Annotated in this window: 20 protein-coding genes and 1 tRNA gene; 10 read left to right on the top strand and 11 right to left on the bottom strand. The window is 62.9% G+C overall.

All coding sequences use genetic code 11. The features are described from left to right. Window positions 1-113: 113 nt before the first annotated feature. Both QA649_RS21630 and QA649_RS21625 read left to right on the top strand, forming a co-directional pair. A complete protein-coding gene (locus QA649_RS21630; RefSeq protein ID WP_283025926.1) occupies window positions 114-1,664 on the top strand; it encodes an undecaprenyl-phosphate glucose phosphotransferase in 1,551 nt (516 codons plus the stop codon). Between the two features lie 151 nt (window positions 1,665-1,815). Then, window positions 1,816-3,063 carry an O-antigen ligase family protein gene (locus QA649_RS21625; RefSeq protein ID WP_283025925.1) on the top strand — a complete coding sequence of 416 codons (1,248 nt, stop codon included), beginning with the start codon at window positions 1,816-1,818 and terminating at the stop codon, window positions 3,061-3,063. Here QA649_RS21625 and QA649_RS21620 read toward each other — a convergent pair. Then, a complete protein-coding gene (locus QA649_RS21620; RefSeq protein ID WP_283025924.1) occupies window positions 3,041-3,508 on the bottom strand; it encodes a MarR family transcriptional regulator in 468 nt (155 codons plus the stop codon). The two genes, QA649_RS21625 and QA649_RS21620, sit on opposite strands and share 23 nt — an antisense overlap. A 147-nt stretch (window positions 3,509-3,655) precedes the next feature. Between QA649_RS21620 and QA649_RS21615 the strand changes: the two genes are divergently transcribed. Beyond that, window positions 3,656-4,852 (top strand): FAD-dependent monooxygenase, encoded by a 1,197-nt coding sequence (locus tag QA649_RS21615; RefSeq protein ID WP_283025923.1) that lies wholly within the window; start codon window positions 3,656-3,658, stop codon window positions 4,850-4,852. A gap of 238 nt (window positions 4,853-5,090) precedes the next feature. On the opposite strand, the gene QA649_RS21610 is transcribed toward QA649_RS21615, so the two are convergent. The 3 genes from QA649_RS21610 to QA649_RS21600 are packed head-to-tail and all read right to left on the bottom strand — an operon-like array spanning window position 5,091 to window position 7,838. Beyond that, window positions 5,091-6,269, bottom strand: coding sequence for a saccharopine dehydrogenase NADP-binding domain-containing protein (locus tag QA649_RS21610; RefSeq protein WP_283025922.1), 1,179 nt, complete (start codon window positions 6,267-6,269; stop codon window positions 5,091-5,093). Window positions 6,270-6,278: 9 nt separating this feature from the next. Next, a complete protein-coding gene (locus QA649_RS21605) occupies window positions 6,279-7,061 on the bottom strand; it encodes a DUF169 domain-containing protein (protein ID WP_283025921.1) in 783 nt (260 codons plus the stop codon). A 60-nt stretch (window positions 7,062-7,121) separates the two neighbouring features. Further along, window positions 7,122-7,838 carry a YdcF family protein gene (locus QA649_RS21600; RefSeq protein WP_283025920.1) on the bottom strand — a complete coding sequence of 239 codons (717 nt, stop codon included), beginning with the start codon at window positions 7,836-7,838 and terminating at the stop codon, window positions 7,122-7,124. Between the two features lie 219 nt (window positions 7,839-8,057). On the opposite strand from QA649_RS21600, the gene QA649_RS21595 reads away from it, so the two are divergent. From QA649_RS21595 to QA649_RS21585, 3 genes are all read left to right on the top strand, one after another. Further along, entirely contained in the window at window positions 8,058-8,999 is a 942-nt protein-coding gene (locus tag QA649_RS21595; protein WP_283025919.1) for an acetamidase/formamidase family protein, read from the top strand. Between the two features lie 198 nt (window positions 9,000-9,197). Beyond that, complete coding sequence (locus QA649_RS21590) at window positions 9,198-9,395, top strand: hypothetical protein (RefSeq protein ID WP_007603456.1); 198 nt, start codon at window positions 9,198-9,200, stop codon at window positions 9,393-9,395. Between the two features lie 72 nt (window positions 9,396-9,467). After that, window positions 9,468-9,947 carry a GcrA family cell cycle regulator gene (locus tag QA649_RS21585; RefSeq protein WP_283025918.1) on the top strand — a complete coding sequence of 160 codons (480 nt, stop codon included), beginning with the start codon at window positions 9,468-9,470 and terminating at the stop codon, window positions 9,945-9,947. Window positions 9,948-10,224: 277 nt separating this feature from the next. On the opposite strand, the gene QA649_RS21580 is transcribed toward QA649_RS21585, so the two are convergent. After that, window positions 10,225-11,781 carry a porin gene (locus QA649_RS21580; RefSeq protein WP_283025917.1) on the bottom strand — a complete coding sequence of 519 codons (1,557 nt, stop codon included), beginning with the start codon at window positions 11,779-11,781 and terminating at the stop codon, window positions 10,225-10,227. A gap of 407 nt (window positions 11,782-12,188) precedes the next feature. Between QA649_RS21580 and QA649_RS21575 the strand changes: the two genes are divergently transcribed. Continuing rightward, on the top strand, window positions 12,189-12,695 hold the full coding sequence (locus QA649_RS21575) for a MarR family transcriptional regulator (protein ID WP_026311904.1): 507 nt from the start codon (window positions 12,189-12,191) through the stop codon (window positions 12,693-12,695). A 63-nt stretch (window positions 12,696-12,758) separates the two neighbouring features. On the opposite strand, the gene QA649_RS21570 is transcribed toward QA649_RS21575, so the two are convergent. The 3 genes from QA649_RS21570 to QA649_RS21560 all read right to left on the bottom strand — a co-directional run bounded on the left by QA649_RS21570 (window position 12,759) and on the right by QA649_RS21560 (window position 16,168). Next, a complete protein-coding gene (locus tag QA649_RS21570) occupies window positions 12,759-13,871 on the bottom strand; it encodes an alpha/beta hydrolase (protein WP_283025916.1) in 1,113 nt (370 codons plus the stop codon). Window positions 13,872-14,144: 273 nt separating this feature from the next. Then, entirely contained in the window at window positions 14,145-15,116 is a 972-nt protein-coding gene (locus tag QA649_RS21565) for an SDR family NAD(P)-dependent oxidoreductase (RefSeq protein WP_283025915.1), read from the bottom strand. Window positions 15,117-15,259: 143 nt separating this feature from the next. After that, complete coding sequence (locus QA649_RS21560) at window positions 15,260-16,168, bottom strand: dihydrodipicolinate synthase family protein (protein ID WP_283025914.1); 909 nt, start codon at window positions 16,166-16,168, stop codon at window positions 15,260-15,262. 329 nt (window positions 16,169-16,497) lie between these two features. Here QA649_RS21560 and QA649_RS21555 point away from each other — a divergent pair, with 329 nt between their 5' ends. Then, on the top strand, window positions 16,498-16,737 hold the full coding sequence (locus QA649_RS21555) for a hypothetical protein (protein ID WP_027547402.1): 240 nt from the start codon (window positions 16,498-16,500) through the stop codon (window positions 16,735-16,737). A 654-nt stretch (window positions 16,738-17,391) separates the two neighbouring features. Further along, window positions 17,392-18,348 carry a hypothetical protein gene (locus tag QA649_RS21550; RefSeq protein ID WP_283025913.1) on the top strand — a complete coding sequence of 319 codons (957 nt, stop codon included), beginning with the start codon at window positions 17,392-17,394 and terminating at the stop codon, window positions 18,346-18,348. A gap of 38 nt (window positions 18,349-18,386) precedes the next feature. Here the strand turns inward: QA649_RS21550 and QA649_RS21545 are convergent, their stop codons facing one another. Next, window positions 18,387-19,385: an alpha/beta fold hydrolase gene (locus QA649_RS21545; RefSeq protein ID WP_283025912.1), complete on the bottom strand. Its 999-nt coding sequence runs from the start codon at window positions 19,383-19,385 to the stop codon at window positions 18,387-18,389. A gap of 121 nt (window positions 19,386-19,506) precedes the next feature. On the opposite strand from QA649_RS21545, the gene QA649_RS21540 reads away from it, so the two are divergent. After that, entirely contained in the window at window positions 19,507-20,130 is a 624-nt protein-coding gene (locus tag QA649_RS21540) for a TetR/AcrR family transcriptional regulator (RefSeq protein ID WP_283025911.1), read from the top strand. Between the two features lie 21 nt (window positions 20,131-20,151). On the opposite strand, the gene QA649_RS21535 is transcribed toward QA649_RS21540, so the two are convergent. Then, on the bottom strand, window positions 20,152-21,918 hold the full coding sequence (locus tag QA649_RS21535) for an AAA family ATPase (RefSeq protein ID WP_283025910.1): 1,767 nt from the start codon (window positions 21,916-21,918) through the stop codon (window positions 20,152-20,154). Window positions 21,919-22,426: 508 nt separating this feature from the next. Next, window positions 22,427-22,504 (bottom strand) — tRNA-Pro (locus QA649_RS21530). Window positions 22,505-22,523 lie beyond the last annotated feature (19 nt).

Here is a 22,523-nt window from a genome sequence, read left to right as displayed (position 1 = left end):
TTAAGGCCGCTTTAGAAAATCTTCCGATTTGTTCGGTAATCGAGTGCCAGGGGATGCTTGCCCGGGGCCGCAAAGTCGCGACCTAAGGGTTCTTGGAATGGACGTGGACGCCCGTGGAACCGCTCAACGCACGCTCGATGCTCGATGCCGCGGCCAGCGCCGCGGCGAGGCCCGCTGATCAGACCTTTGTGGAGCGCCGCCGCCGGCTCTCGGCCGCCGCGCTCGAGGTCGTCAACCAGAAGGTCGCCCGCGCCTATTCGCCAATCGTGATCACCGGCTTCGTCCGCCTCATTGACTTCGCGCTGCTGAGCCTCGTCGGCATCGCGGTCTATGTCGGCTATGTCATGCCGCTCGCCGGCGGCTTCAGCTGGGTCTATCCTGCGGAGATCGTAGCCGTCGCGGTCGCGGCCGTGGTCTGCTTCCAGGCCGCCGACATCTACCAGGTGCAACTGTTCCGCGGACAGCTCCGGCAGATGACGCGGATGATCTCGTCCTGGTCGTTCGTCTTCCTGCTGTTCATCGGTGTCTCCTTCTTTGCCAAGTTCGGCAGCGAGATGTCGCGGCTGTGGCTCGCCGCCTTTTACTTTCTCGGGCTCGCCGCGCTGATCGCGGAGCGTCTGGTGCTGCGCTCGCTGGTGCGCGCCTGGGCGCGTGAGGGCCGGCTCGACCGCCGCACCATCATCGTCGGCTCCGATCGCAACGGCGAGCAGCTGGTCGAGGCGCTGAAGGCGCAGGACGATTCCGACATCCACGTGCTCGGCGTGTTCGACGACCGCAATGACAGCCGCGCGCTCGACACCTGCGCCGGCGCGCGCAAGCTCGGCAAGGTCGACGACATCGTCGAGTTTGCCCGGCGCACCCGCGTCGATCTCGTGCTGTTCGCGCTGCCGATCTCCGCGGAGACGCGCATCCTGGAGATGCTGAAGAAGCTCTGGGTGCTGCCGGTCGACATCCGTCTCTCCGCGCACACCAACAAGCTGCGTTTCCGTCCCCGCTCCTATTCCTATCTCGGCGAGGTGCCGACGCTCGACGTGTTCGAGGCGCCGATCACCGACTGGGACCTGGTGATGAAATGGTTGTTCGACCGTGTCGTCGGCGGCATCGCTCTGCTCGCGGCGCTGCCGATCATGGGACTGGTCGCGCTGGCCGTGAAGCTCGACAGCCCGGGTCCGGTGCTGTTCCGCCAGAAGCGGTTCGGCTTCAACAACGAGCGCATCGACGTCTACAAGTTCCGCTCGATGTACCACCACCAGGCCGACCCGACGGCGTCGAAGGTGGTGACCAAGAACGATCCGCGCGTCACCCGCGTCGGCCGCTTCATCCGCAAGACCAGCCTGGACGAGCTGCCGCAGCTCTTCAACGTGGTGTTCTCCGGCAATCTCTCTCTGGTCGGCCCGCGCCCGCACGCGGTGCAGGGCAAGCTCCAGAGCCGCCTGTTCGACGAAGCCGTTGACGGCTATTTCGCCCGCCACCGCGTCAAGCCCGGCATCTCCGGCTGGGCCCAGATCAACGGCTGGCGCGGCGAGATCGACAATGAAGAGAAGATCCAGAAGCGCGTCGAGTTCGACCTCTATTACATCGAGAACTGGTCGGTGCTGTTCGACCTCGTCATTCTCCTGAAGACGCCGATCTCGCTGCTGACCAAGAACGAGAACGCGTATTGAGTTGATTGTGTCGTGCCCCGGCTTGACCGGGGCATCCAGTACGCCGCAGCGTCAGCCGTTTCCTGCAACGCGCGCCGCGGAGTACTGGATCGCCCGGTCAAGCCGGGCGATGACAGCGGTGTTTGTGGCGTACGAGTAGCGTGAGCGTGTGATGGCGTATGCGGCGACAGCCGGTGGAGTGAAATTGGCCGCACCGGCTGCGCCCGGCGTGCTGGCGCTCCAGCGCGCGCTGGTGTGGCTGGTCGGCGCCTCCGGCGCCATCGTCTTCATCGAGCCCAGCCCCTACGAGATCGCGACGCTGCTCGCCACCGTCACCTTCTTCGCCACCGGCCTGCGCCTGCGGCTGGCGCTGATGCCGCTGGTGCTGATGCTGGTCCTGCTCAATGTCGGCTACACCATCAGCGCGATCCCGCTGTTCGAGCAGCCCGAGGTGGTGAGCTGGATCGCGACGTCCTGGTACATGGCGGTGACCGTTGTGTTCTTCGCCATGGTCACGTCCGAGGACACCGCCGCCCGGCTCGACATGCTGCGCCGCGGCCTCGTGGTCGGCGCGATGATCGCCTCACTCCTGGCGGTCGCCGGCTACTTTCACCTCGTTCCCGGTGGCGACGACCTCCTCACGCTCTACGGCCGCGCGCGCGGTACGTTCAAGGACCCGAACGTGCTCGGCGCCTTCCTGATCCTGCCGGCGCTGTTCGCGCTCCAGAGCGTGGTCTCGGACAAGCTCGGCAAGGCGTTCCGCAACGTCATCGCCTTCGGCATCATGTCGCTGGCGATCCTGCTCGCGTTCTCGCGCGCCGCCTGGGGCGGGCTGGTGCTGACCTCCGCCTTCATGCTGGCGCTGATGGTGCTGACCAGCCGCACCAACGCGCAGCGCTCGCGCATCGTCATCATGGCGATCGTCGCCGCGGTGCTGGGCCTCGCGCTGATCGCGGTACTGCTGTCGTTCGATTCCACCGCCGAGATGTTCAAGCAGCGCGCGAGCTTCGATCAGAGCTATGACGAAGGCCGCTTTGGCCGGTTCGGCCGTCACATCCTGGGTGCGGAGATGGCGCTCGACCTGCCGTTCGGCATCGGCCCGCTGCAATTCCACCGCTACTTCCCCGAGGACACCCACAACTCCTACCTCAACGCCTTCATGTCCGGCGGCTGGCTCTCCGGCGTCTGCTATCCCGCGCTGGTCTTCACCACCGTCATCATGGGCCTCAGGCACGTCTTCATTCGTGTGCCCTGGCAGCGCGCTTATCTCGCGATCTTCTCCGCCTTCGTCGGCACCGTCGGCGAAAGCTTCGTGATCGACACCGACCACTGGCGCCACTTCTGGATGATGCTGGGCGCGATGTGGGGCATGATCGCAGCCGCGCAGCTCTATAAGGCTAGCGAAGCTTCTTCAGCTTGAGATCGGGACGCTTCTCCGGCGGCGTGTCGAGAAGACTCTTCAACGCTTCGGTCGCCGCGAGCACTCCCTTGTAGCCCTCATTGGCGAAGCGCAGCAGCAGGCGCAGCTCCTCGTCCGAATAGGCGCCGAACACCTTCTCCATCGCCTGCTGCATCGGCACGTAGAGCTGGCCGATCTTCATGGCCGTCTCAGGCACGACGGAGATGAAGACCTTGCGGCGGTCCTTCTCGTCCCGCTCGCGGCGCACGAGGCCAGCTTTCTCGAGCCGGTCGATCACGCCGGTGATCGCGCCCGTCGTCAGGCCGGTGACCTCGGCGAGCCGGCCGGCGGTGACGCGCCCCTCGAGATAGAGGATGTCCATGCATTCGAGGTCGGAGTTGGCAATTCCGGCAACGTTCGCAACGGTTTGGCCATAGAGCACGCCCTGCGCGGAGGATCTGCGCATCGCAGCCTCGAGCTCTTGCAACAGCGCAGTGCGCGCCTTCGTCCTTGACAAGGTCGGCCTCTTATCTTACTCGACATATATCTTAGTCACTAAGAGATTTAGCGACCGTAATTTCTCCTAGCATCACGGAAACGTCGGGAGCAAGCCATGTCCTATCGTCCCCGCAAGGCCCTCATCATCGGTGCCGGCATCGCCGGGCCCGTCGCCGCGATCCTGCTCCGCCGCGCCGGCATCGAGTCCGCGATCTACGAGGCATGGCCCTATTCGAAGGGCATCGGCGGCGGCCTCCAGATCGCGCCGAACGGCATGCATGTGATGGACGAAATCGGGCTTGCGAGCGAACTGATCTGCCGCGGCTCGGTCGCGGAGGCCTTCGACTTCTATTCGCAGGGCGGCGAGAAGCTCGGCTCGATCAACCGCGACATGGCGCGGCGCTTCGGCCAGCCGGCCGTCAACATCTCCCGCGCGGCGCTGAACGAGATCCTGATCGACAAGGCCTGGTGCGCCTGCGTCTCGCTCTATTTCGAGAAGCGCCTGATCAAGATCGAGGATCGCGGCGACCAGCCGATCATCGCCTACTTCTCCGACGGCACCACCGCCGAAGGCGATTTCCTGATCGGCGCCGACGGCGTGCACTCGATCGTGCGCCGCCAGGTCGTGCCTGATGGCCCGCAGCCGTTCGACACCGGCCTGATCGGCTTCGGCGGCTTCGTGCCGCACGCCGTCCTCGACGGCAGGCCGATCGGCCGGCATGTCGAGACGACGTTCGGCCAGAGCGGCTTCTTCGGCTACGGCCATTGCAGCCCGGACCCGAACGACGGCGTGATGTGGTGGAGCACGCAGCCCGCGCACGGCATGGACGCGGCGATGTTCCGCGCGCTCGACCACGCGACGCTGAAGCAGCATCTGCGCGGCTTCCACCGCGACTGGCACGATCCGATCCCTGATATCATCGAAGCGGCCGAGAACATCGTTGTCACCGACACGCTCGACGTCGCGACCCTGCCGACCTGGTCGCGCAAGCGCTCGCTGCTGATCGGCGATGCCGCGCATGCGACGAGCCCTCACGCCGGCCAGGGCGCCTCGCTCGCGCTGGAGGACGCGATGCGGCTCGCCCGCCTGATGCAGGAGGGCCAGGAGCTCGGCGCCACCTTCCAGGCCTTCGAGACCGAACGCCGCCCGCGCACCGAGAAGATCGTCGCGATGGCCCGCCGCAACGGCAACAGCAAGCGCGAGTTCAGCGCCACCGGCGCATGGATGCGCAATCAAATGCTGAAATGGCTATTGCCGCTGGGCTCGAAGAGCATGGAGTTCATGTACGCCTATGACGCGCGGGCGGTGTAGCGGCACCAACGCTGCCGTAGGGTGGGCAAAGGCGCAACGCGCCGTGCCCACCATCTCTCAGCAATCGCAAAAGCGGTGGGCACGCTTCGCTTTGCCCACCCTACGACGCTGTCATGCCCCGACTTGACCGGGCATCCAGTACGCCGCGGCCTATCCGTTCTTGCCCCACTGTCTCGGAGTACTGGATCGCCCGGTCAAGCCGGGCGATGACAGCCGTATTTGTGGCGCGCGACTGCGCCTACTTCTCCACCCCGAACGTCAGCCCCGCATTGTCCTGCAGCCGCTTGATCAGCTTGTGCTGCATCGCCGCACCCGGGGTCCAGAAGCCCGCGGCAACATCGCTCGCGTCGCGCAGCAGGCAGATCGCGCATTCGGAGATCATCTTGGAGGTCGAGCCGTAGCCGGGATCGCGGTCGCCGGTGACGCCGGCGCGGACCATGCGGCCGTCGGGCGCGATCGCGACATAGAGCAGGTTGAAGAGACCGTTCTCGCGCTCTTCCTTCGATGGCCCCTCGCCCGGCTTCGGCGCATTCGGGCCGGTCTTCTCGGCATTGGCCGCCATCACGCGCTTCGCGTTGGCCTCGCCCTTCTCGCCGGGGCCGGTCAGGACCATCTCGTCGTAGACGAAGTCCTGGCCGTAGGGAAAGCCCATCAGCATGTTGGAGCGATGGACGTTGCGCGTGTTGATCAGCGCCATCATGAACGGCGCGGCCCAGGATTGCAGGTCCTCCTCGAAGACCGCCCGGTTGCCCTTCGGCTGCTTCGGACCGGTGAAGCCGGGCGTCAGCGCGAAGTGATCGTTGAGGATGGCGACAAGGCTGAGGTCCTTGGCGACGGCGTCGAAGGTCGCTTTCGCGCTCGCCGCGGTGCCGCCTGACAGCGTGCCGCGCATGTCGCGCACGCGGCCCTTCACGCGGGCCGCCGGCGCGCCGAAGACGCGCTTCGCTTCCTCCTGCACGAAGAACGTCCCGAGCTCGAACGGCACGGAATCATAGCCGCAGGAGAACACGATGCGCGCGCCGCTTGCCTTGGCGGCCGCACCGTATTTGTCGATCATCTGCCGCATCCAGACCGGCTCGCCGCAGAGATCGAAATAATCCGCCCGCGCAGCGACGCAGGCAGCGAGCAGGTCCTCACCGTAGAATTGATACGGACCGACCGTCGTGATCACCGACCTGGTCTGCGCCACCATCGCCTTCAGCGAGGCCGCGTCCGACGCATCCGCCACGATCAGCGGCGTGTCCGCGGGCGCGCCGATGGCATCACGCACCGCTTTCAGCTTGTCGAGGCTGCGGCCCGCCATCGCCCATTTGAGCGCCTTGTCGTCCTTGTAATGCGCCGCCAGATATTCGGCGACGAGCTGGCCGGTGAAACCGGTCGCGCCGTAGACGACGATGTCGAATTTCGCAGAGCTCATGACTGGCCTTTACTTCTTCGCGTAGCTCACGCCCATGCCGGCACGGACGTCGCTTTGAATACCATAGGGCGGGATCGGATAGCGCAGGCCATTCTTCGCCAGCGCCTTCATGCCCTCGATTGCCTTGGCGAGATGCGAAGGCTTCAAAGCCATCAGCATCTCCTCGTCCGGCACGCCGCCATAGCGCCGTTCGGCATAGCATGGCAAGGACAGGCTGGGCTCCCCGGTCTTGAGCGCCCGCCCCCAGGAATCCGCGCAGGCGGTCTCGCCGACCACGCCCCACTCGAATTTCCTGTAGCCGGTATATTGCAGCCCGTTGATCAGGATGATCATTTGCCCCGGTGTCGCGTAGACAAGGCAGATGTCGGGTGGATCGAGCCGGCCGCTCGCGAGCGGGCTGACCGCGAGCGCCTGATAATGCCCGAACGGAACCACGTCCAGCGCCTCCTGGCGCTTGCGCGCGTCCTCGGCAGTGCCGTGCCAGACCCCGACGTAGTTTTCGCCGGCGAGCCATTTGTCGTCCTGGGGGCTAAGCCCAATCACCGCGCGGCACTGCGCGCCGACAAGGTCGTCGGCGGTGATGCCGACGGTCCAGCCCAGACGCGCGGCCATGCTGACGATCTGATCGGTGGTGTGGATCGCGTTCGGCCGCCGGATCTTCGGGATCGCTTCCATGTCGGCAACTTGCGCGAACAGCTTCATGCCGATCACCGTCGTCTTCAGCCGCAACAGGCTGTTGAGATCGGCAACGAGGCCGGCAAGGTCGATCCTCTCCGCACTCTGCTGCTGCATCGCGTCCTCCCGGCCGGCGGTCGCGCGCCGGTGCTGTGTTCTTGTTGTGCGACCCCTGTTCTAGTCCCTGCCCGGCCCCGGTAGCAACTCGCCGGTCCGGCCCAGGATGCGGTACGTCAGAAGACCGATCCATTCGCGCATGGCGACGTCGGTCCTGCCGAGACCCTCCTTGCCGAGATGGGTGAACGCGAAGAGATCGTCGCGCCCGCCCATGCGCCAGTCGACCGGGTAGGCCTCGACGTCAAATCCGGCCTTGTGAAAGATCCCCATCGCTCGCGGCATGTGGAAGGCCGACGTCACCAGCAGCCAGCGCTCGCCCGGCTTCGGCGACACCAATTGCCTGGTGAAGACCGCATTCTCCCAGGTGTTGCGCGAGTCCCGTTCGACGATCAGGCGCTCCTTCGGGATGCCGAGGCTTTCCAGGATCGGCGCGGAGTAGTCGGCTTCCTTGGCATCGGTGGAGACCAGGTTCGCCGAGCCCCCGGTGAAGACGATGCGCGCATTCGGATAGCGGCGCGCGAGCTCGGCCGGTGCCAGCATGCGATCGGCAGCGGAGGCGACCACCGGCGTGCGATGCGCCGCCGACAGATCGGTGTCGACGGAGCCGCCGAGCACGATGATGCCGTCGGGCGCGCCCCGCGACGGGTCCCATTTCGGAAAGCGCGACTCCAGCGGATAAAGCAGGAGATTGCCGAGCGGCGAGAACGCAGCCAGCGCCAGCAGGATTAGCGTGGTCACCGCAAGCTTGCGGCCGAGCGCGGCAAAGCGCGTCAGCATCAGCACCAGCGACAGGATGCCGAGCTCGACCAGGAGATTGATCGGCAGCAGCGCCGTGCCGATTGTCTTGGACAGGACGAAATACAGGGGAGCCTCGTTTGAATGACCGTGCCATGCGCGGGCTTGACCAGCCCGTCCATGATCGGAAATCTTCTTGAAAGAGGATCGCTCGCCGGGTCAAGCCCGGGCATGACAAGCAAACCGATTGGACGGCCGCAAATGACCCATCACCACCTGCATTCCAGCCCCGAGACCTGTCATTGGGGCTTCTTCGAAGCCAAGCTCAAGCCGGTGCTGACGATCAAAAGCGGCGACGAGGTGACGGTCGACACCATCAGCGGCGGCCCGGACATGCTGCCCGACCGCGACAAGTTTCACATTCCGCCCGAGATGCACGATGTTCACGCCAGGAGCGAGCGCATGCTGCCCGGCCACATCCTCACCGGACCGATCGCGGTCGAGGGGGCCGAACCCGGCGACGTGCTCGCGGTCGAGATCCTCGACGTCCAGCTCCGGCAGGACTGGGGCTGGAACATGATCAAGCCACTGTCCGGCACCCTGCCCGATGATTTCCACGAGACACGCATCCTCAACATCCCGCTCGACCGGACGCGGATGGTCGGCCGCATGCCGTGGGGCCTCGATCTGCCGCTGAAACCCTTCTTCGGCGTGATGGGCGTGTCGCCGCCACCTAGCTGGGGCCGCATCTCCTCGCTGGTCCCGCGCGCCATCGGCGGCAATCTCGACAACAAGGAGCTCGGTGCCGGTGCGACGCTCTTTCTGCCGGTGTTCGTTCCGGGCGCACTGTTCTCCTGCGGCGACGGCCATGGTGTGCAGGGCGACGGCGAGGTCTGCGTCACCGCGATCGAGACCGCGCTGCAGGGCCGCTTCCGCCTGACGCTGCGCAAGGACCTCAAGCTCGACTATCCCCGCGCCGAGACGGCGACGCACTACATGACCATGGCGATGGACCCCGACCTCGACCAGTGCGCCGTGCGCGCGCTGCGCGACATGATCGCCCTGCTCGGCGAGACCCGAAACCTGTCGCGCGAGGACGCCTACACCCTGTGCAGCCTGGCGGCCGATCTGCGGGTGACCCAGACCGTCAACGGCTCCAATGGCATCCATTGCATGATCGAAAAGGCCATCGTGCACGGCTGAGCCGGCCCGCACTCCCTGACCTCCAGACGCCACGTCGCCGCGCCGGTCTCCGCGCGGCGCGCCGCCGCGTGCCCGATTTCCCGAGCGATTCCAATGCACTGCGCTCCGAATCGTGAACGCATTGACTTCCACCACCGAACCTAAATAGAGTCTTAATCGTTACTTTTATGTACCCGAGTAAGAGGCTAGCGTTCGGCCATGGCCACCGAAAAAGCCGAGACTGACCGCATTCCCGTAACCTTGGCGCTCTCGACCATCACCTATCTGGAGAAACTGGTGAGACAGGGCACCCACGGCACCAGCGTTCCCGGCGTCGCACGAACCCTGATCGAGGAAGGCATCCGTCTCGCCATCAAGGACGGACTTCTGTCGATTCGCGACAATGGCAGGACGTGAGCGCGCGCCGGACGTGAGGCGGACGGATCTTGCGATGCGGATGGCCGACATCTGCAACCTGGGACCGTTACAATGCCTGTTCTCTCACCAACCTGGACTGACGAACGAATTGAACTTCTGAAGCAGCACTTCGAGGCCGGCCTCTCCTGCCGCGAGATCGCCGCCGACATCGGCGTCAGCCGCAACGCGGTCATCGGCAAGCTGTCCCGGCTCAATCTGACGCGCAGCCGCGCGGTCGAGGACCGCAGGCTCGAGCGAAGCCTGGCGCCGCCGGCGCGCGCGACACGCGCCGTACCGCGGCTGCAATATGAGATGCTCGCCACGATCTACGGCGAGACCGAAGCGCCCGTCGTCGCTGGTCCGATCGACGACGCCAATCGCTGCTCGCTGCTGGAATTGTCCGAGAACCGTTGCCGCTGGCCGATCTCGAGCCCGGGCGAAGACGATTTCTGCTTCTGCGGCAACACGGCCCCCGACGGCCAGCCCTATTGCGCCGGTCACAGCCGCCTCGCCTACCGGCCGAACTCGCGCGCCCGCATGATGCGCGGCTAGCGTCGTGCTTGACGCGTACCTTGCCGAAAAAGAAAAACCTCCGGCGGGGCATCACCGGAGGTTCCTGGAGGCTTAGCGTGAAGCTAAGAGCCGCAACTTTCGTATTTGGCTGAGAGCTATATAGCTGATTAACTCAGGTAAGTAAATAAGTTTGAAGACGGTCGAATCGCATGGCTCGTCTTCGCCACCTGCAGGCCGCCGGATTTTCCGAAAGCCTCAAAAGAAAAAGCCCCGGCGGTTTCCCGCCGGGGCTTCATCAAGTTCGATAGACCCGACCTTACCAGTTGCGCTGGGCGCGCAGCAGCATGCTGTAGGTGTCCTGGTCCTTCAGCTCGTAGGTGGCCGCCGGCTTGGCGACGCCCGTCAGTGCACCGGTCGTGATCACGCCCGAATACTTCTGGTCGAGATGGCTGTAGGTGAAGTCAGCCGAGAAGGTCAGGTTCTTCACCGGCGTCCAGCGAGTGATGACGCCGACCTGGCCGATGTTGAAGTCCGGGTTGCAGCTGCCGGTCAGGGTGGCGAACGCGGCGCTGCCGCAGATCAGGCTCTTCGCCGTACCGCTGTAGTTGACCGCAGCCCACGCGCCGTAGAGCGCCGTGTTCCAGTACGGGCTCCAGTTGTGGGTGTAGGCACCACGGAAGCCGTAGGTCTTGGTCAGCTCGAGCTGGCCGCCGGGGCCGAACACCGCGTCAGACACGCCGGCAAAGCCGATGCTCTGATACGCCGCGTTCGAGCTGCCGAACATCGAGTAGCTGGTCGCGGCCAGCTCCTGGAAGTTGTAGCGGCTCGCGCCCTCGGTGTAGACGCCCGAGACGTTGATCACGTCGCCGGCGCCGGTCGGGATGTTCTTGATCTGCAAGGCGAGCTGGACGGCCCAGCCCCACTTGTCTTCCGGATGGCCGGTGACTTCGGTCGCGCCGTAGTAGCCGGCATGGTTGTCGTGCGCGGCGACCGACGCCTGGAACAGGCCCCAGGCCTGGTCGACGCGGACCATGCCGACGATGTCGGGAGCACGGGTGCCGCCGAGGTTGTTCGAGCCGTAGGCACCGCCGAGGACGCCGGTGGTGGACATGCCGGCGGTGTTCCAGATGTTGGTCTGGAAGACCTGCGTCTGGTCCTGCACCGAGAACGCGGCCGTCACGCCCTGGCCGAAATCGGCCGTGTAGGTGGCCTGGACGACGCCGTTGGTGGTGCCGCTGCCGCCGACCAGCTGGTCGAAGTTGTTGCCGGGATAATTGATCCAGGGCGCGTCGAACTGCGACACCGCCTTACCCAGGGTGAAGCCGGCGAACTGGATGAAGGCGTAGTAGACGCCGAGCGAGCCGCCCGAGATCGCGCCGTCGGTGCCGTTGACGGCGCCGCCGTTCGAGCCGACCAGACCCGTGCCCGCAGCGTTGAGGCCGAGCGTGCCGCTGTACTGGGTGGCGCCCGTTCCCGAACCGGTGCCGACATAGTTGCCGGTCGTCCAGGTGAAGACCGCGTCGAAATAGGTGCGGACCACGCCGTACTCGGTCGCGGTGCGCGTGTCGATGTTGAGATCTTCACGAGCGCGCATCGAGTAGTAGTTCGTCAGGCGGTTGTTCGCCGCGAACACGTTGCTGTACTGGCCGTTGTAGTTGCCGCCGGAATTGAGCGCCACTTCGGCACGCAGATAACCGCCGAGCTTGATGCAGGTGTCGCTGCCCGGGATGTAGTAGAAACCCGCGCCATAGAGCGAGCAGACCTTCACGTACTCGACCGCCTTGGCCTTGACCGGAAGATCAGCCGCCTGAGCTCCGCCGACGGCGATCAGACCCGCCGCAGTGCCGAGCAAAAGGCTCTTCACCATTTTCATTTAAAACCTCCAAGTTGCTCATTTTACGGAGACTGGACCGTGAGGCCCCCCAGATCCCCGTCTCTTCAAATCCGCTCGGCCGCTTCGCGCTTTCGGACACACCCGCTTTCGACGCGAGGGACGTGAGCGAACCACCTGCAACGGGACGATCGAGTACCCCCCACCGTCGGCGAGCAATATGCCTGCGTCGTTCCACTAATCAAAATAGTTTATTTGATAAGCTTTCTGGTTTCACTAAACCTGTGCCCTGGGCGCAACACTCAGGGCAAGCGAATATGCTGACCGGCTCATCTTTGTAGTTTTAGTGACAAAATTACCCTGCTCTGCACTTGCGTCAGGGCAGGCTTGCGTGGACTATGCCCCGCCACGAACACCGGCCTGAAGAATCATTTCACGGGAGTGATGCTGTGTCCGCGACGAGGAAAGAAGGAGCGCGCCTGCGCTCCATCGGCAATCTGGATATCATCAGGCGCTTCACCTGGGAGATATCCTCGATCAACATGTATCTGGAGGAGCTGCGTCAGTTCTGGGCGAGAACGCTCGGCATCAGCGGCCCGCAATGGTTGATCCTGATGGCGATCTCCGACCTCGACAAGGACGACGGCGTGCCGGTCAACGTGGTCTCCAAGCTGCTCCACGTCGATCCCTCCTTCGTCACCACTCAGTCCAAGCTGCTGGAAAAGAAGGGCCTGCTGCGCCGGCGGCCCTCGCCGACCGACGCCCGCGTGGTGCGGCTGTCCCTGGTCGACAAGACCCAGAAGCACATCGCGAGCCTCAACGAGCAGTACAAGACGATTCGCGAATTCGTCTTCCAGGAGTTCGACGAGAACGAGCTGACGGAATTCACCACCAAGCTGGCGACGCTGAAGACCCGGCTGGAGAAGGCCTGCGTCAGGATCTCGCTCGATTTCTGAGCATGATCCGGAAAAGTTTTCCGACAAGATCATGCTCAAATAACAAGCTAAAGCGCGAGGCGCTCAGATCCCTCGCCCGGCGCCGAGCCGCGCTTCCAGCCAGTCGAAGATGTATTCGTTGGCAAGGCTGGGATTGTCCGCATGGGCCTGCGCCGCGCCGGTCTCCGCCGCGGTGAACACCTTCAGCGCGATGTCGGAGCTGCCGAGCCGGGATTGCTGGACGATCTGACGCGCCCGGTCGGCCTTGAGCCAGCCATCCTCGCCGAGCGTGATCAGCACCGGACAATCGGCGCTGGAGGCCATCAGTGGTGCATGCGGCACCGGGACGATGCTGAGGTCGCTCATCGCGAATCGGCTGGCGAAGAAGGATCGTTCGTGCAGATCCCACAGGCCGCCGTCGCAGACCGCCGCAGCCAGCCGCGGCTCCTGCAACACCGCGCGCGCCACGAAAGAGGAGCCCCATCCGTCCGCCACGATGGCGACGCGATCGAAATCCACGTCGCCGCGCGTTTCCAGATAATCCATGACGCTCGCAATCGAGCTCTCGAGGTCGCGGCGCTGCAGAAGCGTATCGGTGTAGTCGTCGCGCTGGTCGCCGAGCAGGTCCAGCGCCAGCATCGACAGTCCGCGCTCGCGCGCATGCGGCGCGAGCTTGAACAGGAATTCCTCCTTGCGATGTCCGGGCTCGCCGATGCAGATCACGGTCGGCGCCCGGCCTCGTGCCGACGGCGCGGGCAGGAAGTAGCCCTGCAACGCATGATCCTCGACCCAGGGTATAGTCACGACTTCGCCCGCCGGCGCACGCGCCGTGAGATAGCGGCGGGCGCATTCCTGCATCGCCAGCACCGCAACCCAGCGGCGCTCGTCTGAGGGATCAAGCGGCATTGCGGCTGCGCCGTAGTAGTTGAGGGCCCGCAGCCAGTTGCGCTGCGCCGTTGCCATGTGGCCTTCCGCGAACGCGGCCTCGGCACGGTGGCGATTGGTCCGCGCCAGCTTCTTCCACTCGCGATGCCAGGATTGCTCGTCGCCCCTCTTGAGCTGCCGCGCGATCATCAGGCATTCCGCGATCGTGGCGCCGCCCTCCTGGGCCGCGGTGAGGAGCCGCGTGAATTCAGCGGAGATATCCTCTCGTTCCGGGCACAGGATCAAGTCGTCGGAGAGGCATGCGGGCATCATCGGGAGCTACGCTCTGTCATCGCGTTACCCCTGATTGAGTAAACTATTTTGCTTCGTCAACCAAGCTGCCGCGCGCGCCATTACAGGTGTTTGAGATCACCATCGCTTGAACAATGCTTGAACGATTGGCCGCGCCGCATGCGTGACATTCCAATTCGTCATAAGGCTGTGAACAATGGCAAGAGGTGGCACGTCAAATGACCTGCGCACCTCTTGTCATGACGATCATCATACCCATATTCGCGCGTCGCCGGCCGTGACGGCGAAGCAGACTCAACCGAGTCGCCAGCCGACCTCCTGCGTAAAGCTTTCGTAGAAGGCGCGGTCGTAGGCCTGCTCCGGCGTGGCGCGGACACGCTCGTCGAGGCGTTTGGCGTCCTCGCCCACGAGGATGCGCCAGCGCTCCGCCTTGACGCCGTCGAGGATGATCTTGGCGGCCTGCGCGGCCGTCGTCGGCGCGTCCTCGAGGAAGCTGCGGGCGCGCTCGGCGAACGCCGCCTGGATGTCCTCGTCCGACATCTTGTCGGCATCCGGCACGCCGGCGGCGACCATGCGCTTGCGGGTCAGCGCGACCTCGTCGGCGTTGAGCCGCTCCGAGCCGTCCGCGCTCTGCACCTTGCGCGAATTGGAGACGATCGAGGTGCCGATATGGCCGGGCATCACCACCGAGCATTTGACGTGCGGGGCGTGCAGGCGCAGGTCGTTGATCAGCGCTTCGGTAAATCCCTTCACCGCGAACTTGGCCGAGCTGTAGGCGGTGTGCGCCTGGCCCATGCCGATCGAGGCCCAGAAGCCGTTGACGCTGGCGGTGTTGACGATGTGGGCCTCGTCGGCCGCGACCAGCATCGGCAGGAAGGTGCGCACGCCGAGATAGACCCCGCCCCAGCAGATGTTGAAGGTGCGCTCCCACTGCTCGCGCGTGTTGGTGAACAGGCTGCCGCCGCCGCCGATGCCGGCATTGTTGAAGAGCAGATGGATCCTGTCGGTCTTCTGCTGCTCGGCGAGCTCGTCGCGGAAGCGCTTGAGATGATCCTCGATGGCGACGTCGGCGACATGGGTCGTGACGCGCAGGCCCTGCGGCAGCTTCTCGACCTCGCACAGCCGCTTGGTCTCGGCCATCGCGGCCTCCGACACGTCGCACATCGCGACATTGCAGCCTTCGGCAACGAGCTGCCGCGCGAGCTCGCGCCCCATTCCCGTGCCGCCGCCGGTGATGACCGCGATCTTTCCAGCAAAATCCTTCATGGGACTTTCGGCCCCTCCCCTTGTCGGTGTGTTTCTTGTCAATCCGCCGCTGACGCGGCCGCGCGCAAAATGTAGCAGCGCCGCATCCGCAGGTAAAAGCGGATTGGCGCGACTGTTCGATATCGGTTATTTCGGCCTGCGGACTATTCGGCTGCCGCGATGCGCGCCCCGTGTAGCGCGCCGAGGCCCTCCAGCGCCTTGCGGATCGCGGCCTGCTGCGCGCCTGATGCCTCCGGCATCGGGGCGCGCGGATACGTCTTCGGCAGGCCCTGGAGTATCTGTGCATAGCGCGTGCAGGCCGGCAGATTGTCGGCAATCACAGCGTTCCACAGCGTCAGCAGCTTCTTGTGCAGGTCGAGCGCGCGCGGATGGTCGCCTGCCTTCACCGCATCCCACAGCGCGACGGACGCATGCGGCGCCGCGGTCAGGATCGCCGCGATCGAGCCATGGGCTCCGAGCGTGTAGGACGGATACATCAGGGCATCGACAGCGCTGTAGATCAGCTTGTCGGGCGCCATCATCATGAGGTCCGCGAACAGTTTTAAATCGCCCGCGCTCTGCTTGACGCCGACGACCAGCGGCACCTCGGTCATGATCCGCGTCAACAGCGCCGGCGACAAATACGACCATGGCACGACGTTGTAGATGATGATGGGCAAGCCGGTCTCGTCCGCCATGGCGCGGAAATGCGCGACCATCGCCTCCTCGTCCGGCTTGAACAGGTAATGCACCGGCGTGACCTGGAGCGCGGCGACATCCATGTCGCGGACGAGCTTGCCGCGGCGGATCGCATCGCGCGTGGAGTCGACGATGATGCCGGCGATCACGGGAATGCGTCCCTTCACCGCCGCCACTGTCGCTTCCATGAGGTCGCGATACTCCTCATGGTCGAGCGTGTGGCCCTCGCCGGTCGAGCCGCCGGCCGCGACGCCGTGCACGCCGGCACCGAGCATCCAGTCGACCTGGGGCGCCACGAGCTCGAGGTCGATCTCGCCGTCCTTCCGGAACGGCGTCGTCATCGGCGGGATCACGCCGGTCGGTCGCACCTTCATGGTTCGCCCTCGCGTTTCCTGTGGTGCTGCGGCAGCCCCGCTCTTTTGACGAGTGCCCGCAACTTCACGAATCGTATCGGCCGCGTGGGCCTTGTGAAGTGGCTCATACGCGGCGCTGCCCTGACAATCGATCATTCCCGGGTGTTTTCCTGCGGGTTCCCCGTATTTGTCCGGCTTCGGGTTAATGGCAATTTTTTTACAATCCGAATCGTCAAATGAAGGTGGACGCCGGGTCGAGTCGTCCAGGCCAGCGTGTTGTTTGTGTCACAGGCTCTGGCACTCCGCTTGCATCCTCTTCGTGGTCTGAAACTACCGATGAGGTGACTGGAATGTTCGTGACCGTCGTTGCCGTGCTCTGCCGGCTAGGTGCATCTGCCTCGGGCGCTTGCGTCGAGGAGATCGTGACCGACAGCAACATGACGCCCGAAATGTCGATGATGCAGTGTGCAATTGGTGCACAGGCACCGCTGGCGAAATGGATGGGCGAACATCCGATCTATCACGCCAACTGGCGCCTCGAGCGCTACAAATGCGTGCCGGGTCACTATGAGATCAAGGGCCACGCCTGAAGGCCCCGCAAAACTACTGGTACCGGATCGACGGATGCCAGGACGACTGACCTAGGAGGAAACGCCCCGCGGGCCGCCTTGTCCCTCCATGTGGGCACCGCCAGCGCCGGACCGTTCGCGGCAGCGCGCTCTGTGACAATGATCACGCCACACCCCTAGGCCACCTCACCCAAGATGATCGCACGCGCCCGCCGTCCCTCCGGCGTCGGCATCAAAACACAATTAAAGCTCTGCGCGATTGCGCCGCTTTTTACACAGACGCCGATTTGACTACCCCTGCGTGTAAACGCATACTCTCAGCAGGGTTTTGAGGGTGGGGCTAATATGTTGCCTGTTTTCTTTCTTGGCATGGATCGCGATAGCTGTTGCTCACTTGAGTCGCCATGGTGGTGGAGGGGATGGTGTTATCATCCCAAAGGCTCGGCCAGTGACGCCCCCGCTTGATGCAGGTTAAGCGCCTGTCGACTTCCACAGACGCACCGCAACGCCATCCCTCGCTTCCGCCCGACCACCGTCCACTCTGATTGCTTCTTGCGACGTTTAGCGCGCAGGGTTGCAGAGGTCAGCGAGCTTTAGGCCGGCCAGCCTCAACAACGGGGCGCGCCCGATGTGCCGCTGGCAAATGTCACAAATTCCCGAATTGCCGGAGTAGCCATGTCGTCCCTCATCAACACAGTACGATCCACGTCGGAGGCGAGTCTTAGACTTCTCGCAGCAACAATCCGCCCCCTGATCCGCTGGCTGCATGTAGTTGTGGCCAGCATTGCGGTCCTTGCTCTTAGCCTCATGTTGCTGGACTCCCTCGTCAATACCTCTTCAAAGGCATCAACGGCAGTTGCAGCAATTGCGATCGCTATTTTGGTGCTACTAATCTTTGGCGAAGTTGCAAGGAGAGCCCACGCAGCTCGGCTTGAAAAGCGCCTCGACCAAATCTCCGACGCGCTTCAGACCGATCCATTCCGCAAGCTGCGCGCCCATGAACTGTTGACATGTGCTAAAATGCATTCGCGGCGCGCTCAGTTCAACAGTGTTTCGTCAATGGTCGTCTTGGCTTTGCTCGCGTTATTTGTCGCGTTTGCCGGTGCGGCTTTGAATTTTGACGCTGTGAAGCTCGGCAGCCTATCACAGGTGAAAGAAGAATTAGATGCCAGACGATCGTTCTTCACCAACAACTCCTTCACAATGACCGATAGCGATAAGAAAGATGCGCTAGACCAAATCGGCCGGTTGGGGCAACGACAGGACGAGCTGGTCGGCAAGCAGTCGGAAGCAGAACAAAGAGTTCTCGACCCAACTAATCGCATTATGACGGCTCTTCTAGTTCGAATCGCCGTCGTTGCCGTATCCATCTATTTGGTGATCATTCTCAATAGAGCGTACAAACAACACACAGCGATGTCCGCGTTGTACCGATCTCGCCTGGTTGCCCTCCTCCGCGGCGACGACGATTTGGAGACGTTCGCAAAGTATGCAGTCCTCGTTTCGGCCGACATGGTGGAATACAAGACCGACATAGATAGCCCAATTGATCAGATTGCCGGTGCCTTGGAAAAGCTGGCTAAGGCCTTCCGAGGCTCGCCTAAAGATTCAGGATCGACTTCTTCCAACTGATTCGGAAATTGATCTATGTCGTTGTGCAAAGTTCCTACCTATGAAGACGATTCTCTGTGCAGATTAGCCAGTGCACGCAGAATGATCGCACGTGCCCGCCGTCCCTCCGGCGTCGGCATCAGCGCATAATTATGCGGCTGATCGCGCAGGAGATGCAGCTCGACCGGCACACCCGCCGCCCTCGCCCGCTCCGCGAGATCGACGCTATCGGGGTAGAGCAGATCGCGCGTGCCCGAAAAAATCGTCATCGGCGCCAGCGCGCGGAAGGCGCCGTTGAGCGGACTGACGAAGGGATGGCCGACATCGAGCTCGCCGGCATAGAGCCGTCCCGCCTCGACGATCCCCGGAATGTCCTGCATCGGATCGCGCGCAGCGATCGCCACCTGCTCCGGACGGCTGACCGACGCATCGGCCGCGGGCGAGATCAGCATCAGCCGGCTCGGCTGCCGATGGCCGCGATCGCGCAGCCACTGGCAGGCCGCGAGCGCGAGGCCCGCGCCGGCGGAATTGCCGACCACCGTGACCTTGGCCGGCCCCGCGTCCTCCAGCAGCATGCGGAGCAGCTCCGCCGTCGCCGGCACGACATCCTTCGCGGTCGCGCGCGGCGCCAGCGGATAGATCGGCACGACGCAGCACACGCGCGCCTGCCGCGTCATCTGTCCGACGAAGCGCCAATGCGCCGGCACGATCTCGTTGATGAAGCCTCCGCCATGCAGGAACATGACGTAGTTGCAGCCCTCATGTCCCGACGACGGCGCCGTGTAATAGACCGGCCAGCCGCCCATCTTCGTCAGCGTCGCCTCGACGCCACGGCCGAGTCCCGTCGGCTCGAACGTTACAGGCTCCAATGCGAGCTTCTGCACATGCGCCTGAATGGCTTCAGCCGACGCAAGCTGCTTCTTGAACGGCAGCAGGCGCAGCAGCATGTTGAAGAGGCGACTTTGCAGGCTTGGTGCAGGATCGCGCCGGGCCGGTGGACCGAACACGCAACCACCCGGGCAGAACTGCAAGGCCGACACGATCCTGGCAACGCTCATGGCCACATCCCCATCCGGCTCGTTCGAGACGGCGACAAAGAGGCTTGCCGACCCGCCGCCGCTGGCCGATATAATGCGAGCATTCGCTCGCTTTTCCTACTCGCATTCAGATCACAAGGCCGTGGCCCGCAAATCGCCCACAAAACCCCGGAAAAATGCCTCGCAGGAGCGATCCCGCGCCACCGTCGACGCGCTGGTCGAGGCGACTGCTCGCATTCTGGTCAAGGAAGGCTTTGAGAAAGCCAGCACCAACCGCATCGCCGAGATCGCCGGCGTCAGCGTCGGCTCGCTCTATCAATACTTCCCGACCAAGGAGGCCCTCGTCGCTGCCGTGATCGATCGTCACAACGAGGAGATCATGGGCATCGTCCGCATGGCGCTGATCGAAGTCGCCGACCTGCCGATCGACAAGGCCGTGCGAAAACTCGTTACCGTCGCGATCGAAGCCCACCACATCAACCCGAAACTGCATCGGGTGCTCGCCGAGCAGATCCCCCGCACCGGCCAGCTCGCCGAGGTCGAAGCCTTCAACCGCGAGGTCCACACCCTCGTGCGCACCTATCTCGAGAGCCGCCGCAAGGAGATGCGCAAGGTAGACGTTGATGTCGCGACCTTCATCTGCGTCAGCGCGATCGAAGCGGTCGCGCACAACACGGTGCTGAACCACGCCGAGATGCTGACGGAGCAGACGGTGAAGGTGCTGGTGGACGAGACGACGCGGATGGTGGTGGGGTATTTGAGGTAGGTGGACGGGTCTTTCTGCTATCTACTTTTGAAGCCACAACTTTCGCATGAATTGGCGAGCTTCTTCCAACTCGGGGTCATTCTCAATGTCTCGTTGTAAGAGCACCTTTTCGGTGAAGTCAGGCCCATGACCGGCTTCAATTGATCGACAAAAACCTTCCAACTCTCCAACATGAACAATCCAAAGGCCCCGCTCACTACACTTCTGCCAAATGCGATCGAATTTATGGAGGGGTTCGCCGCGATCGATTCCAATTTTGCCGAGCCTCTTTATTTGCTGCCAAGGCGACAGCTCTTTGAGCACCCCTTTGATGTTACGCTCAACGTCTCTCGGAAATGGTTGACTCCCGCTGACGCCATCTAACGCTACCTCAATCCGCGAGCGAACTTGGTCAGCACTAAGCGGCGGCCTAGCCTGCAAGATAACTTTGTTAAGCGAAACCCAGTCACTCTGAACTTCAATCCAATCACCGCCTAGACTCTCGAAAAGACGCTGGAATTTTTCTCCGTCGCTGAGAATATCAATGTCCGCGATTACGGAGACCGGAACATCAAGCTCACGAAGTAGACCTGCCAGATCCTTCATCCGATCTTTTCCGCCCGAATGGATAAAAAGGACATCCGGGCTGTCAGAACCGATCACCGTCCTCGTATTGAGAACCGCATTATAGAACAGGCAGTCACTTTCCGATTCAGCGATGATAACGCGTTGGTGAAATATCCCCGAAAGCACTCCCGAATATCGAGTGAGTGGACTGCTCGCAATCGCGGCTGTCCGCGATTTGCTCAGTTCTGTGATATGATTTACTTCGCCGTCTCGTTGCATGCGAATGATCCTCACCTTGGAGGAGCCGGCACCGAGAATGCCTTCCAGCACATCAGGGCTATGCGTCGCGACGAACAACTGTGCTTTTGAACGCCTTTCCCGCGTGATGTATTCTCCGAGCAATCGAGCTTGTGGTGGATGAAGGAATGCCTCAGGCTCGTCTAAAAATTGCACGGAGTAATTTTCGGCGACTAAGACGTGAAGCAGCACAGTGGCAAACGAACGCATTCCGTCACCTTGGTCTTCAAGTGGAGAGGAATGCAATTTCAAATCATCTACGAAACGCTTACTAAGCTCATCCGAATTCGGTCGAAGTTGGGGTTTGTGCCCCACGAGGAGCGGAAACTTCGAGCCGCCCGCGCGAAACGTGATCAATTCCTGACCGAATGCGCGCTTAAAGTAACTGCTTATTCTTTGCGCTTCGGCTTCATCGGCAAGAAGTAGATGAATCGGATGGTCGGCCGGCTGATAGTGCAGTTGAATAGCACCGGCTGCGTTTGAGCCCGTTAGTCTCGAGTCAGTCCCCACCCTCGACGCGAAAAAACCGGCAAGGTCGCCTTGGCCGGGCTGTCCGTCAGTGCCAAACAGACCAACCCAGCCGTGCATGATGTTATAGTTTAATCCCCGATAACGGCGCGGATTATCTTCGACTACAGAATACTTCTCCAGCCAAGCCAGAAACAAAGAAGGGCTTCCGCTCCACTTGAGCTTGTGCTCCCGAAGTATCACCGAGCGGTCCTGTGGCCGAGCCAACGCTCGCTCGAGTTCTCGCAGGGTTGCGCTTTTTCCAGCATTATTTGGTCCGACGAAAACGACAATTTCGTCGTCGGACAAGTCAATCCTGCGCCCATCGGAAAACGTGATGAATTCAAAGGTCACGCGCGGACGATCTTGCTCCTTCGGACTATCCACGTCGTTCCCTTCCGACGAGCGGCCTCTAAGAAAATTCTTGAAGCGGCCCACTGCGCACCTTCGCGAGGAATCACCTTGTTCAACCAGTGATAGCTCGAACGCAAAGTTCACGCGATCCAAAGGCCGCGTATCGCCTTGGCTATGCACACCCAAGAGTTTCTGCAGTTCATCTGGCGAAATCCGAATGCTCAAATCGGGCTAAGTATTGGTCGGAGCGAGAGGATTTGAACCACGGCCCCTAGTCTCTCAGACAATAGTGCGCCCCGCCCCGATCCGGGGGCCGCGCTCAGGCGCTGCTACGCAATGCTCTGAAGCACTGTGCTAGATACGTCTCCATTCCACAACCCCGGCACGATGACATCATACCCCCGTTTTGCCCGACGCGTCAAACTCATTTCGGAAAAACGTCATCCCGCCAATGCGGCCGCTACTGTGCATGGGGTTGTTTTCGGCATTTTGGTTTGCCGAACCACCGAGCGGCCACGCGAGTCGCTATCGTCACGGCCGGGAGCAGACTCCACGCCGCGGTCCATCCACCCGACAGATGCTTTGAGAAAAATGGTCGGAGCGAGAGGATTTGAACCTCCGACCCCTAGTCTCCCAGACTAGTGCGCTAACCGGGCTGCGCCACGCTCCGAACGTCGTTCCATTAGCTA

The sequence above is a fragment of the Bradyrhizobium sp. CB1717 genome (genome assembly GCF_029714325.1).
Lineage (GTDB): Bacteria > Pseudomonadota > Alphaproteobacteria > Rhizobiales > Xanthobacteraceae > Bradyrhizobium.
Note: the sequence above shows the minus strand (reverse complement) of the source record. Positions and strands in the feature narration are given on the sequence as shown.